The sequence below is a fragment of the Chitinophaga caeni genome (assembly GCF_002557795.1).
GTDB classification, from domain to species: domain Bacteria; phylum Bacteroidota; class Bacteroidia; order Chitinophagales; family Chitinophagaceae; genus Chitinophaga; species Chitinophaga caeni.
Map to the genome: position 1 here is coordinate 3,004,692 of NZ_CP023777.1, position 17,058 is coordinate 3,021,749.

The window sequence follows — 17,058 nt, forward strand, 5'->3', positions numbered from 1 at the left end:
CCCATTGCCGGGGCTGCCTGGAAAGGCAAGACCTGCAATGGGTAATATATTTTATGGGGACTCCGGGGTTGACCCGCGAAGCCGGATCATGTCAATCAAATAAATCCGAGGAAAGATAACGGTCGCCGCGGTCACAAATAATCGCGACAATTACGCCTTTTTCCAGTTCTGCTGCTAACCTGGTAGCCGCAGAAATAGCGCCGCCGCTGCTCATTCCACAAAAAATAGCCTCCTCTTTAGCCAACCTTTTGGTCATGGTACGGGCATCTTTCTCATCGATGTCCATGATGCGATCTATACGGCTCCTGTCAAATATTTTGGGCAGATACGCTTCCGGCCATTTGCGGATGCCCGGAATCTTTGAGCCCTCCGTAGGTTGGCAGCCCACGATTTGTATGGCCGGGTTTTGTTCCTTCAAAAACTTGGAAACACCCATAATTGTGCCGGTAGTTCCCATGGCAGAGACGAAATGCGTAACCTGTTGCAAAGTATCTTTCCAAATTTCAGGACCGGTAGTCCGGTAATGCATCATATAATTATCCGGGTTGCCGAATTGGTTAAGGTTAAAATATCCCCCCTTGGCAACTTGGGCGTTCGTGTAATCAATGGCGCCTTCCATGGATTGTTCTTTCGGTGTAAGTATTACTTTGGCGCCGAATGCTTGCATGGTCAGTACGCGTTCCCGGGTAGCATCTTCCGGCATCACGATTTCTATCTCCACGCCGAAGAGGTTGGCAATCATGGCCAAGGCGATGCCCGTATTACCACTAGTCGCTTCGATGAGCTTCATGCCGGGTTTTAATTCGCCCCTGTCCAAAGCTCCTTTGATCATGCCGTAGGCAGCCCTGTCTTTCACGCTACCGCCTGGGTTGGTGCCTTCTAATTTGGCATATATCGTAACACCCGGCTTAGTATTTAAATGCTTCAGTGCAACCATGGGAGTATTACCCACGAGGTCTAACACGGATGTTTTGGGAAGGTTGTTCATTGTTAATTAATTAAATATTCCTGTTCTCTATAATATTCATACTGCCATCCGGCCTGTAGTAAATCCTAGAATAGGGGGGAACGGATTTAATCATCCATACATTCCCACCTATGATACTATGGTGACCAATAACCGTATCTCCTCCAAGAATAGTAGCCCCGGAGTAAATCACGACATGATCCTCTATCGTTGGGTGCCTTTTGCTTTGAGCCATGGACTTGTCAACGCTTAGGGCGCCGAGAGTCACACCCTGGTATAGTTTTACATGCATGCCGATAATTGTTGTTTCACCGATTACGATGCCTGTTCCATGGTCGATGCAGAAATACGGGGCGATCGTAGCTGCTGGGTGAATATCAACACCGGTGCGCGTATGCGCTATTTCCGTGATGATCCGCGGCATCAGGGGAATTCTCAACAAATGCAAGGCATGGGCGATACGGTAGGAAGCAACCGCGTAAAAACCGGGGTAAGTGCGGATGATCTCGTATTGGCAAGTTGCAGCCGGATCCCCTGCAAGAATAGCTTCGGCATCTTTTGTTAAGTCATCATAAATCCCGGGTACCATTTCCATGAATTCCGCGGCGGTTACGCCGGGACTTTGAAGCAATTGTTGGGCGATCGGCTCCAATAAATGGGTCAAGTCAGTTTGCAATTGCTGCATATATGCAATAATCTCGTCCTTGGGCAATACCCTGCCGGTATGTTCGGGGAACATCCAGTTGATCAAGCGGTTACAGAAGCTATGCACTATTTCGGTACAAGGATACGCCGCCGCCGCGGCAGCCGCATGACGTTCTTGGAGCGAGTGCAAAAAATTGTCCATCATAAAATGTATAGTTACCTATGGCGGATTAAAATTACATATTTACCCTGTAAATATAGTAGACTACTATTATTATTGAAATAAAAGTGAAATAACGACTATTCGCGTACAAATGACCGCAGTGTAAAATACTTTTAATCAAAAAAATGTATTATTTTCCATTTAAAGGTACAGCAAAGCTGCCATAAATTTTTCGTATGCACTTTCACGTTATGAATTGAATGTTCGGCAGGGAAAGCAGGGGGAGAAACTTTTAACAATCTGTTAACGGGGCAGCAAAATTTGAATAAAACTATTAATACAGTAAACATTTCCCTAATTTTGGCACTGTTTAATTAAAAATACTATATGGCTAATATCTTAATCATTGATGATGAAAAAAGTATCCGTAAGACCTTAACCGAAATTTTAAGTTATGAAGGTTACAAAATAGATGAAGCGGCGGATGGTGCTGAAGGCTTTAAAATGTTTAAAGAGAAAAGCTACGACGCAGTATTATGTGATATCAAGATGCCAAAGATGGATGGCCTTGAGTTCTTGGAAAAAGCAAAGGAAGCGAACCCGGATGTTCCCATCGTTATGGTGAGCGGTCACGGTAATATCGATACAGCCGTAGATGCGGTGAAAAAGGGCGCTTATGATTATATTTCGAAACCGCCAGATTTGAATCGACTGCTTATCACGTTGAGGAATGCACTCGATAAAACTTCGCTCGTTGCAGAAACGAAAGTATTGAGGAAAAAGGTGAACAAAACCCCGCAAATGATAGGGGATTCTGTACCCATTACCAAGATCAAGGACACGATTGAAAAAGTCGCCCCAACGGATGCCCGCGTATTAGTTACAGGTGAGAACGGGGTAGGTAAGGAGTTGGTAGCAAGATGGATACACGAGTATAGCAACCGTTCGAAAGGCCCGATGATAGAAGTTAACTGCGCGGCCATCCCGAGCGAGTTGATCGAAAGCGAATTGTTTGGCCACGAAAAAGGTTCCTTTACTTCCGCTATCAAGCAGCGGATAGGGAAATTTGAACAAGCAAGTGGCGGTACCCTGTTCCTAGACGAAATCGGGGACATGAGCTTGAGTGCACAAGCCAAGGTATTACGCGCCTTGCAAGAAGGAAAAATTACACGCGTAGGCGGCGATAAGGAAATTAGCGTGGATGTGCGTGTAATTGCCGCTACCAATAAAGATTTGTTAAAAGAAGTGGAAGAGAAAAACTTCCGTCTGGATCTATATCACCGCCTCAGCGTTATCCTGATACACGTCCCAGCATTGAACGAACGTTCCGATGATATTCCTTTACTTGTAGATCATTTCCTCGAAAGTGTTTGCGCGGAATACGGCATCGCGAAGAAAGGCATCGATAAACAAGCGGTGAAAGCTTTGCAGGAACATCGTTGGTCGGGAAACATCCGGGAACTCAGGAACGTGGTAGAACGCCTGGTGATCTTGTCCGGTAAAACTATTAATGCAGATGATGTAGAAAATTACGTCCTTCCTGCTAATAAGAGCAATGTTTAAAATCGCATCGCTCTTGTTATTTCATCATTTTAATCCTGATGGAGTTGAAAAATATATACTTGATCAGTGGTTTAGGTGCGGATGAGAGGATATTTCATAACCTGGTTTTCCCGGCAGGTTACAAGGTACATTACCTGCCGTGGATTCAACCTCTTGGCCCGTTTGAACCGATCGCTTCTTATGCTGCCAGGATGATTGAAAAAATTGATACTCCAGGAGAAGTATATCTCGTCGGGGTTTCTTTCGGGGGCATGATGTGTATCGAGATTGCCAAGTTGATCCGCGTCGAGAAAATTATCTTGATTTCTTCGATCAAGAATAAAGATGAAAAGCCTTATTTCTATAATAAGTTTACCCAGTACCTCTTCAATCACTTTTCCGATAACTTCGTTTTTAAAAACCGTGCTTTCTTTGTCAGGTTATTCTTACAATCACATTCTGCTGAAGAAAAAGCCCTCGTAAGGGATTATTTAAATAAGAAAGATTACAGCTACCTACGTTGGGCAGTTGGTGCCGTATTGGATTGGGATAATACCTGGATACCGGCTGCGCCGATGATTCATATCCATGGCTCTAAAGACCGACCTTTCCCGGTACGGAGCTCCAATCCCACCCACATTATTGAAGGGGGCGGCCATTTCATGGTATTAAACCGTGCTAAAGAGATCAGCGAATTGATTTCCAAATTCTTATTTAGCTAAGTAGGTTAACCGTTCTTGTTGCTCTTATTTATGCCAAGGCGTAAATATATTGCATTACCTCGTGTACAGATTTCAGTAATATTACATTGGCTGGCGCCGGTTGGCTGACATTTTCTACGGAAGCACCCGATACGATGACCGTCGTTCCCGGGAAGAGGCTACTTAGATTCTGGACGAAGTGATCCATTTCTTTTTTCATATAATGGGTAACGATATGTGCATAAAGATGGCTCACCGGCTTATGCATCGTGTAAAATTTGAGGTCTTCTAACGGAACGTTCGGCCCGAAATTGATTACGGGGAACCCGGTTTTCTTCAGTAAATATTGAACGAATAATACAGGTATCTCGTGGTGTTCGCCTTCAGGTAAGAACAGCAGGAAATGGTAATTGCCGTTAGTAGGCAATTCCAGCCCATCGATAGCTACCAGCATTTTCTTCCTGATAATCATGCTGGCAAAGTGTTCCTGTGCGGGCACAACGCTCCCGGTGAGCCAAAGTAGGCCCACTTTCTCAAGATAGGGGTAAATGACTTGCAAGATGCATTGCTCGAAGCCGATGCGTAAAATTACGGTATGGAAGATCTTCTCGAACTTGGCTTGATCAAAATCAATCATCGCTTCCACCAATTGGTTGACTTGCAATTGGTAATAATTGTTACTCGTTGGCTGTTCAAGTGATAAACGTATGATCTCCTCATCACTCATCTGGGCTAATTTTGAGATTTTGTACCCGTTATGGTACAAATAGGCTATTCTCATTATATGCTTCAGATCATCGTTATCGTACACCCTATGATTCGTATCCTTGCGTTTGGGCCGCAGTATCTGGTATCGTTGCTCCCAAATCCGGATCGTATGCGCCTTTATACCCGTTAGCTTTTCGACGTCTTTTATGGTAAAACTGTTCAATGTTTTGATATAGGTCAAACAAAAATAGAAATAAACTAGCGTTAGACCTTAGCATTTTAAGAAAACTTTTGCGGAAGAAAATTAGCTATCAATTTACAGAATATTATATTTGTTGTTAAAACTCTAAACGTACATTAATGAATTGGGCATTTTGGAAGAAAAAAGAGGATAAGCCGAAGAAGAAAAAATCGGCCGTTAGAGAATGGTTAGATGCAGCGATATTCGCTATCATAGCGGCTACCCTCATCCGTACCTTCATTTTTGAAGCATACACCATCCCGACTCCCTCCATGGAAAAATCGTTACTCGTAAACGATTTCTTATTCGTTAGTAAGATCGCTTACGGGCCGAGAATCCCCATGACACCCCTCGCGGTACCATTTACACATCATACATTGCCTTTTACCAAATATACCAAGGCTTACTCTGATGCCATTCACTGGAAATACAGGCGTATTCCCGGTTTTAAGGATATTAAAAATAATGATGTTGTCGTATTTAACTTCCCAGAGGGCGATACCGTAGCCTTGGAGCAGCAGGATGTTAGTTATTACGACCTGGTGAGACGATATGGCAGGGAAGCCGTTTGGAACCAGTATCATATCATAGCGCGACCGGTTGATAAAAGGGAAAACTACATTAAACGCTGTATGGGTATTGCCGGCGATACGCTACAAATAATTGGCGGTCAAGTACATATCAACGGGAAAGCGGCCCCGGTACCGGAAGGTAGCGAGCGCGTATACGTGGTGCAAACCGCTGAAGGGGAATTGAGTAACTCCCGGTTAGACGAGATGGATGTCGATGCCAAGAGCGAAGGATATCCCAATAGGGCCATGTTCGCAAAGTATGATTCATCTGGCAAGCAAGAACCCGGCAACTTTTATACTTATAACCTGACAAAAAGCATGGCAGAAACGGTGAGGTCCTGGGCGCCCAATGTGATGTCGGTTGATTCCCTGGTTGAAAAAAGGGTGGATCCGAGCGTATTTCCTTCTGACACGGCTAATTATAAATGGAACCTTGATAATTTTGGACCCCTGTACATTCCGAAGAAAGGCGCCACCATTACTTTGACCCTCCAAAATATTTCCTTGTACCGCAGGATTATCGATGTATACGAGGATAATGACCTCCAAATCAAGGACGGGCAAATATATATCAACGGTCAAGCTACCAACCAATATACTTTTAAAATGAATTATTATTTCATGATGGGGGATAACCGGAATGATTCACTGGATTCCCGTTTCTGGGGCTTTGTGCCCGAAGATCATGTCGTAGGTAAAGCCTGGTTGATCTGGATGAGCTACGGCGATAACGGCATCCGTTGGAGCAGGCTCTTTAAGGCTATAAAATAATACTATTATTAGATAAAAATTAAACGGTACGAGTTATTAACTTGTACCGTTTTTTATTGACTATTAAATTTCAATTGCCAAATGTTATCTACCCGGAACGTATTCAAATGTTTAGTCTTGATAAGTTTGACCGCCTGGAGTACATTGCTCCCTGCCCAAAAGAAATCTAAAAAGCCAAACGTAATCTTCATCTTGGCAGATGATATGGGTTTTGCCGACCTATCCTGTTATGGAAATATGCAAATACGTACTCCCCATTTAGACCAGATGGCAGCAGAAGGCTTTAAAGCTGGTAGTTTCGTGGTGCCGGCGCCGACTTGTTCCCCTGCCAGGGCATCTTTTTTAACCGGTAAATACCCGATCCGTGTCGGGATACCTTATGCCTTGGGTCCAGGGAATAAACACGGCTTAAACGATACCTATTTCAGCATTGCCAAGATGTTTAAAAGGGAAAACTATCAAACCATGATGATCGGGAAATGGCATCTTGGAGATCGTTCAGATACCAAACCAACAGGCCATGGCTTCGATCATTATTACGGGATGATGTACTCGCACGATTATAAATATCCGTTCGTTAAGACCGATACAACGCTCGCCATCTTTGAAGATAATAAAAGGGTAATAGAGAAACCCGACTTTACGAAGTTAATGGATCATTATACGGATAAAGCGAAAGAATTTATCAGTGAAGCATCGAAAAAAGATCAACCGTTCTTTTTATACTTACCTTACCCGATGCCGCATGCACCCGTTGGGACCACCGACCAGTGGAACGGTAAATCGGACGCCGGGAAGTACGGTGACGTGATCGAACATATTGACGGATGCGTAGGACAAATATTAACCCTGCTGCGCCAATTGGATATCGATGAAAATACATTGGTCATGTTTTCTAGTGATAACGGCCCCTGGAACGAAATGCCGGAACGTATGTTCGGGGAAAATATCGTGCAACCTTGGGATCACGGTTCCGTGGGACCTTTACGCGGCGGTAAGGCCAATACCTACGAAGGTGGGCACCGGGTACCTTTTATCGCCAGGTGGCCTGGGCATATCCCTGCCGCGCAATATTCATTACAATCATTGGTGATGTTTGATATGATGCCAACTTTGGCAGATGTGATCGGTTTCCCCGGAAACCAGTTGCCCCGAGACTTGGATGGTGTAAACAATTGGCCTGTAATTTCAGGAAAAAGTAAAGGTGGCGATCGCACGATTTATTACCTGAATGCCGGCGGAAAATATGAAGCCGTACGCAAGGGCGACTGGAAACTGAGAATTGCAAAAGTTAAAGATGCCGAAGTGCAATTGTTTAATCTTAAATCCGATATTTCTGAAAGGCATAACGTCGCTAACCGTTATCCTGGAAAAGTTGAAGAGCTTACGGCATTATTGAAACACCAGGAAGAAACCGGTTATTAATTGTTCTATTAGCGCCCCGTATTTATCATGGAATATGCTTATATTCAAGGATAAATACGGAGTGCATATGGAAAAAGTACTGCAATCGTTTAGTTATACAAAATACCCGGATAGCAGCGAATTGGATCCGGATGATGCATGGTTGTTGAATGAAGCTAGGGAAGTGACAGAACATGCATATGCTCCATATTCGCATTTCCAGGTTGGGGCCGTGATCAAGTTGGTTAACGGGGAAATAGTAGCAGGTACCAACCAGGAGAACGCTTCCTTTCCGGTGGGAATTTGCGCCGAGCGCGTAGCATTATCCGCAGCCGCATCTTTGTACCCCGGTATTCCAATTCTGACGATTGCCATCAGCTACCGCAACCTAGACGGGCAAAGTACCCACCCGATTTCACCCTGCGGCATTTGCCGGCAAACGTTGACGGAATACCAGTTGAGATTTGGCCATCCCATCCGTTTAATACTGGCAGGCTTAAGCGGTGAAGTGTACGTAATAGATGATGCCGAAGATTTATTGCCCTTAACTTTCTCGGTTACAGATATGAAATAATACCTGGAAAATTTACCCTCCCGCGGATTTTAAATTAAAATTTTATTATATTTGATATTGAAACCCCAAGAGGTTTCCCCTTATCCTTACATGAGAAATACCTATATCCTATGCATTATGCTATTGTTCAGTCAATGGCAATCACTCCACGCTATACCGCGGGAAGATAAAGCACGAGAATATTTCGAGGAAGGACAGCTCTTGCATAAAGAAGGCAAGTTAGGGGCGGCGATTGCCAAGTTTGAAGCGGCCATTCATGAAGATAATCAATTTGCAGCCGCTTATTTCGAGTTGGCGCAATTGTATTTTGAACGGGAACAGTTTGACATGGCCTTGGCTTACGGGAAAGTGGCCGGTAGGATGAATTGTAAACCTGCTACAGCTTTTCTCGGGAATTGTTACGAGGCAATGCAACAGGCTGAATTAGCCTTGCAGCAATATACCCTAGCTTTACAAAGAGAACCATCAGATGCGCATATCGCTTTTCGCCTCGCTTCACTTTATGCAAAGCAACAAGAATTTGCTTTTAGCATACCCTATTATTTAACCGCCCTGGCAGACAGTAGCTTACGTGCAGAAGCTTGTTACCAGTTGGCAAAGATGTATTTTCTTATGTCAAACTATCAAGGTGCAGCCCCGGCTTTTATACAAGCCGCCAATTGGGGGAGGATGAAAGATGCCGATTATTTCTACCACCTGGGACTAACTCAAATTAATCAAAATAATTTCAAAGAAGGTATTGCCAACTTAGAATCGGCACAAGTTTTGCGTACAAACGATATCCGGGTAATGCAGGTTTTGGCGGATGCTTATTTCAAGCAAGGAATGTTTTCCAAGGCTGTGCATCTATGGAAGAATATCTTAATTTTGCAACCCCAGAATGCTTTTGCCATGTTTATGCTTGGCAAATCTTTAATGGGAAACGGCGAAGTGGAAAAAGGTCAACTGATTTGTGATCAAGCCCTGAATTTGGGAGATGCAAGGTAGTTGATAGGTTAAATATTGATAAAGATCTTTAAATGATATCGCCGCAGTTGTTTAACACAAGGTGGAGTAGGAATAAGGCAAGCATTTTTACTTGAAAACTGCTTTGTGTTGGCTGTGGTATTTGTTGCCAGGTGTTAGCAGTGGCTTGAAACGCCATTTCGATTTTTGCAATCATTAATTAATATTGCTTATAACCGGGAAGCATGCGCAGAACAACATTTCGAGAAATGTTCCAGCAACTTCTTTCTTCCACTAACACCTGGTTCTTTGTTCACGGATTTATCGGATTTACAGATTTCACGGTGATGTAAGCGATTGTGAACTTTTTTAATGATCTCAAAGGTTTTTTATCTTTTCTATATTCTATATCTTCTAAATCTTCCTTACCTTTTTTATCTTCTATTCTATAATTTTTCTATCCTTGTTGTCCGGCTAAAATACTTGGATTCCTTACCTGGTCAAGGATATAGGCGAAGGATGATAAATTCAAAATATGGCCCCTGCAAAGAGAACCCTGGAACTTCGCACCCTTGATAGCGAACCACAGCTTGGCTATACAGTAGTACAAAAGCTGGATCGAGCGATCAAATTGGCGGCCGTAATGGCCAATTTGTGCCCTTTTTTGGTACCTTTTTTGGGCAAGCAAAAAAGTACAAGAAACGAGCAAATGAACATTGAATCGAACTATTGAGGGATCAAAAGTTCTCCCCGGCTAAAATTTAGTCGGACAATAATGTTTTTCTATCTTCTATTTCTTCCTTCCCTTTTTTATCGTCTATTCTATAATTTTTCTCCGACTAAAATTGCATTAAATTAACTTGGATTCCTTACCTGGTCAAGGACATAAGCGAAGGATGATAAATTCAAAATCTGGCTCCTGCAAAAATAACCCTGGAGCTTCGCACTGTTGATAGCGAACCACAGCTTGGCTATACAGTAGTACAAAAGCTGGATCGAGCAATCAAATTGGCGGCCGTAATGGCCAATTTGTGCCCTTTTTTGGTACCTTTTTTGGGCAAGCAAAAAAGTACAAGAAACGAGCAGATGAACATTGAATCGAACTATTGAGGGATCAAAAGTTCTCCCCGGTTAAAATTTAGTCGGACAATAATGTTTTTCTATATTTTTTGTTTATCAATTGGTATGTGCTTTTTTTAATGTCTAGAGTAAATTACATTCTTTCCGGAACAAGGATGCCCATTAGTTGTAATGCTCTTTGGATCGTTTTTGCGGTTAAAATAGCTATCTGGATCCTTAGTAATTTGGCTGCTTCATTTTCAGCATCAACAATTGAATAAACATATTTACCTTGCTCCTTTTTTGCATAGAAGGAGTTAAAGCTTTGCGCTAAGTTAAATGTATAATTTGCGATTACAGATGGACTCATTTCTTTGGCTGCATCTTCTATGATGCTTTCAAATTGTTCGCACATCATTATGAGTTCCTTTTCCATCGGTAATAAATTACCTTCGAATACGAAGCTATTCGCTTTCTCAATTTCTGCTGATGGGATATCTCGCAATATAGATTTAATCCTCGCGTAAGAATATTGTATAAATGGAGCCGTAAATCCGTGTAAGTCGATGGAGTCTTTCGGGTCAAATACGATACGCTTTTTAGGATCTACTTTTAACAAGAAGAATTTCATCGCGCCAACCCCGATCGTATAATAAAGTTGATCCAGCTCGTCTTTATTGAAATCCTTTACTTTTCCAAGTTCTTGAGTTTGTTGTGCAGCTGTTGCAATCATCTCTTCAACCAAGTCATCAGCATCCACAACGGTGCCTTCACGGCTTTTCATCTTCCCGAAAGGCAGTTCTACCATTCCGTAAGAGAGGTGGTAAATACCGGCGGCACAGGGTTCTCCTAACTTTTCAAGGATTAATTTTAAGACTTTGAAATGATAATTCTGTTCGTCGGCTACCACGTAAATACTTTGATCCATATGGTAGTCATTGTATTTTAACCGCGCTGTACCAAGGTCTTGCGTCATATAGACGGATGTGCCGTCACCGCGGAGAAGTAATTTTTCATCCAGGCCATCGGCGGTAAGGTCGATCCAAACAGAGTTATCTTCTTTTTTAAAGAGCACCCCTTTACGCAACCCTTCTTCAACCAGGTCTTTACCCAGCAAGTAAGTATCGCTTTCAAAGTAATATTTATCGAAATCTACGCCCATGCGGGTATAGGTTTCTTCGAAACCATCATAAACCCACTGGTTCATCATTGCCCATAAAGAACGAACTTCTGGATTACCGGCTTCCCACTGTTGCAACATGATTTTGGCTTGTTGCATAATTTCGGTGCGGTTGCGGCACATCTCGTTGATCTCGTCTTTTAGCTTTGATAGTTTTTCCTTCAGCTTGTTGATCTCCGGGTTTTTGGAATCATCGGCATTGCCGGCTTTTTCGAGCTTGCTTTTTTCTGTTTCCAGTTTTTGGAAAGCGGCGGTCAACTTTTCAATCTTCTCCCGGTCGTCCCCATCAAAATCCTTGAAATCACCATCGAACACGCGGATTTTTAATCCTTCTGCCTGGTCTCTCAATACAGATTCAAACTTCACGTAATAATCACCTACGAGGTGATCTCCCTTGATACCGGTAGATGCCGGGGTATCTCCGTGGGCATATAATTGCCAAGCCAGCATTGACTTACAAATATGTATGCCCCTGTCATTTACCAGGTTCGCTTTAATCACCTCGTAACCGTTCGCTTTCAAGATTTCAGCTACGCTGTAGCCCAGGAAGTTATTCCTCAAGTGGCCGAGGTGAAGCGGTTTATTGGTATTGGGCGATGAATACTCGACCATGATTTTCTTCCCGTTAGCAGGTTTTTGACCTAATTGCTCAATTGAATGCGCCTTTTGGGAGAATGTTGCCCAAAATTGATGGGCTATATTTAGGTTTAAAAATCCTTTTACCACGTTGAATCCGCTAAACAGCCCGGGGGCAATGCGCAGCAGCGTTTCGCCAATGGCCTGGCCCGTTTCTTCCGGCTTTTGGCGGCTCATTTTTGTGAATGGGAACACCACGATGGTATATTCCCCTTCAAATTCCGGTTTAGTAATATTTACGGCGATGTCCTGTTCACCAACTGCTTGTTGATAAAGCGATTGTACTGCCTCAACGGCAGCTTTTCTTATAGCTGTAACTATACTCATGTATTGAATTTAATCCATTAAATGCGGATTGCAAAGGTAATTCGAAATTCTAATTTAAGCAGCATTATCTCTGGAGGGGAGGCTACAATGTAGTTCTGGGGATAATTTTCCGCTCAAAGTTTCTATCGCCCGAAAGATGAAACGCATCCGGAGCTAGGTTCCGAGATGCGTTTCTTTAGTTGTGATAAATATGTAGCGATTATTTAAATCTATAAAATAGGCTGAATTGAGCCAAGGAGTTACTTTGGCAGCCATCGTTTACCAAGCCGAAAAATGAAGCCTCCGCAATATCGGTCAGCCCGAATACATACCTGAAGGAAACTCCTAATCCCCTGGATATTTCGTACCCGCAACCCAATCCCAAGCCTAAATCAGCGGTCTTGAACTGTTCGCCCACATCCTCGCTATCTCCTTCATGTTTAATTTTGGCGCCCAATTTAAAACCCACTTGGGGGCCTATTTCCAAGTTAAAGGCAGGAACAATATAGTATTGCACTATCAAGGGCACATTAAGATAACCCAAGGCCGTTTTAAATTTTTCATCCAGTACCTCGTATTTATTTCCTTGACCGGAATACAAGATTTCAGGCTGGAACGCCCATTTTTCATCCAGGTAAGTCCTCGCGAAAGCACCGATATGGAATGCAGCGCGGCTGCCGTCGCTGGATGTATTGGTAATATTGGCGATATTAAGACCCGCTTTCAGCCCGAAATGCATTTCTTGTGCAGCAACGGAAAGGCCAGCAAAACAAATAGATAAAAATAAAAATCCCAGTTTTTTCATATTAAGTTTAGGTTAATGACCGCTTCAAGGCAAAAAATATGCCTATAAAAAAGCGCCGCCCAAAATCTAGGCGGCGCCACAACAACTTAATTTAATTGATCTAATTTTATCTTAATTTCTAAAACAACATGTTAAGTTAATACAAGGTAAATTCAACACGGCGGTTTTGTTGTCTGCCCGCCGCTGTTTTATTTGTAGCAATCGGTTGTGTTTCCCCGAAACCGATCGCCTCAATGCGGCTCGGGTTAGCCCCTTGCGATACCAGGTAACTCTTCACGGCCTCGGCACGTTGCCTTGACAGGATCATGTTTTTCTGGGCATTACCCGTGTTATCCGTATGTCCGCTCAGGCGTAAACTCAAACCTTTAGTTTTTAATAATTCAGCTACCTTGTTAAGCGTTGGGTAGGACGAGGGATGAATCGCGGCTTTACCAACTTCGAATTCCAAGTTATGGATGGCATCCCTTACAATACGGTTATCTTCTTCCGTAACGCGTACTTCCACTTTTTCAGGCGGCGGCTTGGGCAGTTCGCAGCCGGAGCCATCAACCTTGGTATTTGGCGGCGTATCGGGACATTTATCAAACATATCACTGACACCATCATTATCGCTATCCTGGCTTAACTTATCAATTTGGCTACTAAGGTGAGCATTTTCCTTCTTCACGTTATCCAGCTCCCGCATTACGTTGTCCCTTTCAGCTTTCAATTCATCGTATGCTACGGCAGCGGAGTTTGTCCAAGCGAGTTGCGGCTTGTTTTTCTTTCCCAGGCTAAATTCTAGCCCGGCATACCCGTATGAGAATTTATCCTTATCGGGGCCTTTAACGTAACCATCGAGGTTATCACCATCCACGTAGTGCATGGTATAGCCCAGGTCGAGGTTCATGAAATCGTTCAATTTAAATTTTAGGCCTGCGCCTACCGGGATGAAAAATTCCGTGATGCCGTCACCGTTCGCATTGTAGTCCATCTCGTTATTCATGTTGTCGGTTATTTTGGGTTTATAACCGGCCAGTCCGCCCCCAACGGAAGCATAAAGTTGCACGTAGCTCCTGCGTTGCAACCAATTCAGGGTAAACACGTTCACGACGGCATTCAAGCTTCCGGACCAGTTGAGCTTGGTTGTAAACGATTGGTAAGGGCTATTGGGAGCTTGGCCATTACCCAGTTTGTTATCATTATTTCCCTGCAATTCGCCGGCGGTAAAATTGGCTCTCAAACCAAATGAATGAATTACTTGGTACTTCACGTAAGCGCCGTAACCATAGGAAACCTTCCACTTGGTGAAATCATTACTGCCACCGGTAACTGCTACCGGGGCCAGTAACCCTGCATTTACACCGATAGACCATTTCCTAAAATCCTTGGTGCCTTTAAATACACCGCCATTGGCATTGTCATTATCATTGTTCATGTTTTGGGCAAAGAGGATGCTTGGAGCAAGGGCCAAACCAACAATGATTGCTAAATTCTTTAAAAAAGGTTTCATCATAGTTGTGATATTCAATTAATTATTTATAATCAAGCAACAATCATCTGTCGAAAATGTTCATCTCGCTTGGTCCCTGGTATATAATTAACAGCCTTATTTGAGAAAATGACAGGTTGCTGCATACTTGGCAGGGAAGCAACAAATTGAAAATTTAGGCTGTTTGAATAAATGGGAAGGCTATTCATAATAGTTGAAATTGTAGGCATTTCATATGAAAATTGGGGTGTTTGGGGGTATTAACGACAAAAAATGCTGAAAATTAGGCAGCTATGCATGGAGAAAACAGACAGATTGTTGATCGAAGAACTTAATTTTTATTGAAAACTGTCATAATTGCACATTTGTTCGCTTGGCATAATCATTGACTATTGAGTGACATACCCTTTAGCGGGGTAAATCTTACAACATACACAAGGAGAATATTTATAATTATGGGAAAAATCATAGGCATTGACTTAGGTACTACCAACTCTTGCGTTGCCGTAATGGAAGGTAACGAACCGGTAGTAATTGCAAACGACGAAGGACGTAGAACCACGCCTTCGGTTGTGGCTTTCTTGAAAAACGGTGAAAGAAAGGTGGGTGATCCGGCAAAACGCCAGGCTATTACCAACCCAATTAATACCATAATGTCAGTAAAACGCTTTATGGGCCGTCATTTCGATGAAGTATCAAATGAAATCCCCCACTGGAGTTACAAAGTGGCGAGAGGTGAAAATAATACAACTCGTATTGATATCGATGGAAGGTTGTACACGCCGCAAGAGATTTCGGCTATGATCCTTCAAAAAATGAAAAAAACTGCGGAAGATTATTTAGGTCAAGAAGTAACAGAAGCGGTAATTACCGTGCCTGCTTACTTTAACGATGCGCAACGCCAGGCTACCAAGGAAGCCGGTGAGATCGCTGGCCTTACCGTTCGCAGGATCATCAACGAACCTACCGCTGCTGCCTTGGCTTACGGTTTGGAAAAGCAACACCAGGATAGCAAAATTGCCGTATTTGACCTCGGTGGTGGTACATTCGATATCTCCATCTTGGAATTAGGTGACGGTGTATTCGAAGTAAAATCTACCAATGGTGATACTCACTTAGGTGGTGATGACTTCGATAAAGTGATCATGGACTGGTTGGCTGAAGAGTTTAAGAAAGATGAAGCGGTAGATCTGCATAAAGATCCGATGGCTTGGCAACGTTTGAAAGAAGCGTCAGAAAAAGCTAAGATCGAGTTGTCTTCTTCTGCTGAAACAGAAATTAACTTGCCTTACATCACGGCTGTAGACGGTGTTCCGAAGCACTTGGTGAAGAAATTAACCCGTGCCAAGTTCGAGCAATTAAGCGATAGCTTGGTTGAAAGAACATTGGAACCTTGCCGTAAAGCTTTACAAGATGCCGGCATGTCTACTTCCGATATCGACGAAGTGATCTTGGTAGGTGGTTCTACACGTATTCCTAAGATCCAGGAAGTAGTTGAAAAATTCTTCGGCAAAAAACCGAATAAAGGTGTGAATCCTGATGAGGTAGTTGCTATCGGCGCTGCCATCCAAGGTGGTGTATTAACAGGTGAGGTGAAAGATGTATTGTTGCTCGATGTGACTCCATTGTCTCTCGGTATCGAAACCATGGGCGGTGTATTCACTAAATTGATCGAGTCCAACACTACGATCCCTACCAAGAAATCCGAATCATTCTCAACTGCTGCGGATAATCAACCTAGCGTGGAAATTCACGTATTGCAAGGTGAAAGGCCAATGGCGAATCAAAACCGTACCTTGGGCCGCTTTATCTTGAATGATATTCCACCTGCTCCACGTGGAGTTCCTCAAATCGAAGTGATCTTCGATATCGATGCCAACGGTATCTTGCACGTTACCGCTAAAGATAAAGGCACCGGTAAATCTCAAAATATCCGCATCGAAGCAGGTAGCGGTTTGAGCAAAGAGGAAGTGGAAAAAATGAAGGCAGAAGCTAAAGCAAACGAAACAGCCGATAAGGAACAACGCGAGCAAATTGAGAAGCTGAACCAAGCCGACGGCTTAGTATTCCAAACTGAAAAACAGTTGAAAGAATATGGTGATAAAATCCCGGCTGAAAAGAAAACGGTAATCGAAACTGCGGCTAACAAATTGAAAGAAGCACATAAAGCTCAAAACTTCGCAGAAATCGATGCGGCAACTGCTGAATTGAATGCTGCTTGGACTGCTGCTTCCGAAGAAATGTACAAAGCTACGCAAGGTCAAGCTGAACCTGGTGCTGACGGCGCTCAACAAAATGCTGGCGGCGGTCAGCAAGGCGCTGATCCCGGTGTAACGGATGCTGAGTTTGAAGAAGTGAAATAATACGG

The 17,058-nt window shown here is 43.3% G+C and carries 13 protein-coding genes; 7 read left to right on the forward strand and 6 right to left on the reverse strand.

Features of this window, described 5'->3' with window-relative positions:
* Window positions 1-91: 91 nt before the first annotated feature.
* Both cysM and COR50_RS12695 read right to left on the reverse strand, forming a co-directional pair.
* On the reverse strand, window positions 92-988 hold the full coding sequence (cysM, locus tag COR50_RS12690; protein ID WP_098194333.1) for a cysteine synthase CysM: 897 nt from the start codon (window positions 986-988) through the stop codon (window positions 92-94).
* A gap of 10 nt (window positions 989-998) precedes the next feature.
* Entirely contained in the window at window positions 999-1,817 is an 819-nt protein-coding gene (locus tag COR50_RS12695; RefSeq protein ID WP_232516160.1) for a serine O-acetyltransferase, read from the reverse strand.
* A gap of 345 nt (window positions 1,818-2,162) precedes the next feature.
* On the opposite strand from COR50_RS12695, the gene COR50_RS12700 reads away from it, so the two are divergent.
* Window positions 2,163-3,338, forward strand: coding sequence for a sigma-54-dependent transcriptional regulator (locus COR50_RS12700; RefSeq protein WP_098194334.1), 1,176 nt, complete (start codon window positions 2,163-2,165; stop codon window positions 3,336-3,338).
* 44 nt (window positions 3,339-3,382) lie between these two features.
* Entirely contained in the window at window positions 3,383-4,039 is a 657-nt protein-coding gene (locus tag COR50_RS12705; RefSeq protein WP_157760809.1) for an alpha/beta fold hydrolase, read from the forward strand.
* A 28-nt stretch (window positions 4,040-4,067) separates the two neighbouring features.
* Here the strand turns inward: COR50_RS12705 and COR50_RS12710 are convergent, their stop codons facing one another.
* Entirely contained in the window at window positions 4,068-4,967 is a 900-nt protein-coding gene (locus tag COR50_RS12710) for a MerR family transcriptional regulator (protein ID WP_098194336.1), read from the reverse strand.
* Window positions 4,968-5,086: 119 nt separating this feature from the next.
* On the opposite strand from COR50_RS12710, the gene lepB reads away from it, so the two are divergent.
* The 4 genes from lepB to COR50_RS12730 all read left to right on the forward strand — a co-directional run bounded on the left by lepB (window position 5,087) and on the right by COR50_RS12730 (window position 9,275).
* The gene (lepB, locus tag COR50_RS12715; RefSeq protein WP_098194337.1) at window positions 5,087-6,310 is read left to right on the forward strand and encodes a signal peptidase I; all 1,224 of its coding nucleotides are present in this window, start codon (window positions 5,087-5,089) and stop codon (window positions 6,308-6,310) included.
* A gap of 117 nt (window positions 6,311-6,427) precedes the next feature.
* A complete protein-coding gene (locus tag COR50_RS12720) occupies window positions 6,428-7,735 on the forward strand; it encodes a sulfatase-like hydrolase/transferase (RefSeq protein ID WP_157760811.1) in 1,308 nt (435 codons plus the stop codon).
* A gap of 67 nt (window positions 7,736-7,802) precedes the next feature.
* Window positions 7,803-8,288, forward strand: a complete 486-nt coding sequence (locus COR50_RS12725; RefSeq protein WP_098196217.1) for a cytidine deaminase — start codon at window positions 7,803-7,805, stop codon at window positions 8,286-8,288.
* A gap of 117 nt (window positions 8,289-8,405) precedes the next feature.
* Window positions 8,406-9,275: a tetratricopeptide repeat protein gene (locus tag COR50_RS12730; RefSeq protein WP_157760813.1), complete on the forward strand. Its 870-nt coding sequence runs from the start codon at window positions 8,406-8,408 to the stop codon at window positions 9,273-9,275.
* A gap of 1,171 nt (window positions 9,276-10,446) precedes the next feature.
* On the opposite strand, the gene argS is transcribed toward COR50_RS12730, so the two are convergent.
* The 3 genes from argS to COR50_RS12750 form a co-directional block, all read right to left on the reverse strand.
* Entirely contained in the window at window positions 10,447-12,435 is a 1,989-nt protein-coding gene (gene argS / locus COR50_RS12740) for an arginine--tRNA ligase (RefSeq protein ID WP_098194341.1), read from the reverse strand.
* A 199-nt stretch (window positions 12,436-12,634) separates the two neighbouring features.
* Window positions 12,635-13,219: a porin family protein gene (locus COR50_RS12745; protein WP_098194342.1), complete on the reverse strand. Its 585-nt coding sequence runs from the start codon at window positions 13,217-13,219 to the stop codon at window positions 12,635-12,637.
* A gap of 136 nt (window positions 13,220-13,355) precedes the next feature.
* The gene (locus COR50_RS12750; protein ID WP_232516161.1) at window positions 13,356-14,714 is read right to left on the reverse strand and encodes an OmpA family protein; all 1,359 of its coding nucleotides are present in this window, start codon (window positions 14,712-14,714) and stop codon (window positions 13,356-13,358) included.
* A gap of 431 nt (window positions 14,715-15,145) precedes the next feature.
* Between COR50_RS12750 and dnaK the strand changes: the two genes are divergently transcribed.
* Window positions 15,146-17,053, forward strand: coding sequence for a molecular chaperone DnaK (gene dnaK, locus COR50_RS12755; protein ID WP_098194343.1), 1,908 nt, complete (start codon window positions 15,146-15,148; stop codon window positions 17,051-17,053).
* Window positions 17,054-17,058 lie beyond the last annotated feature (5 nt).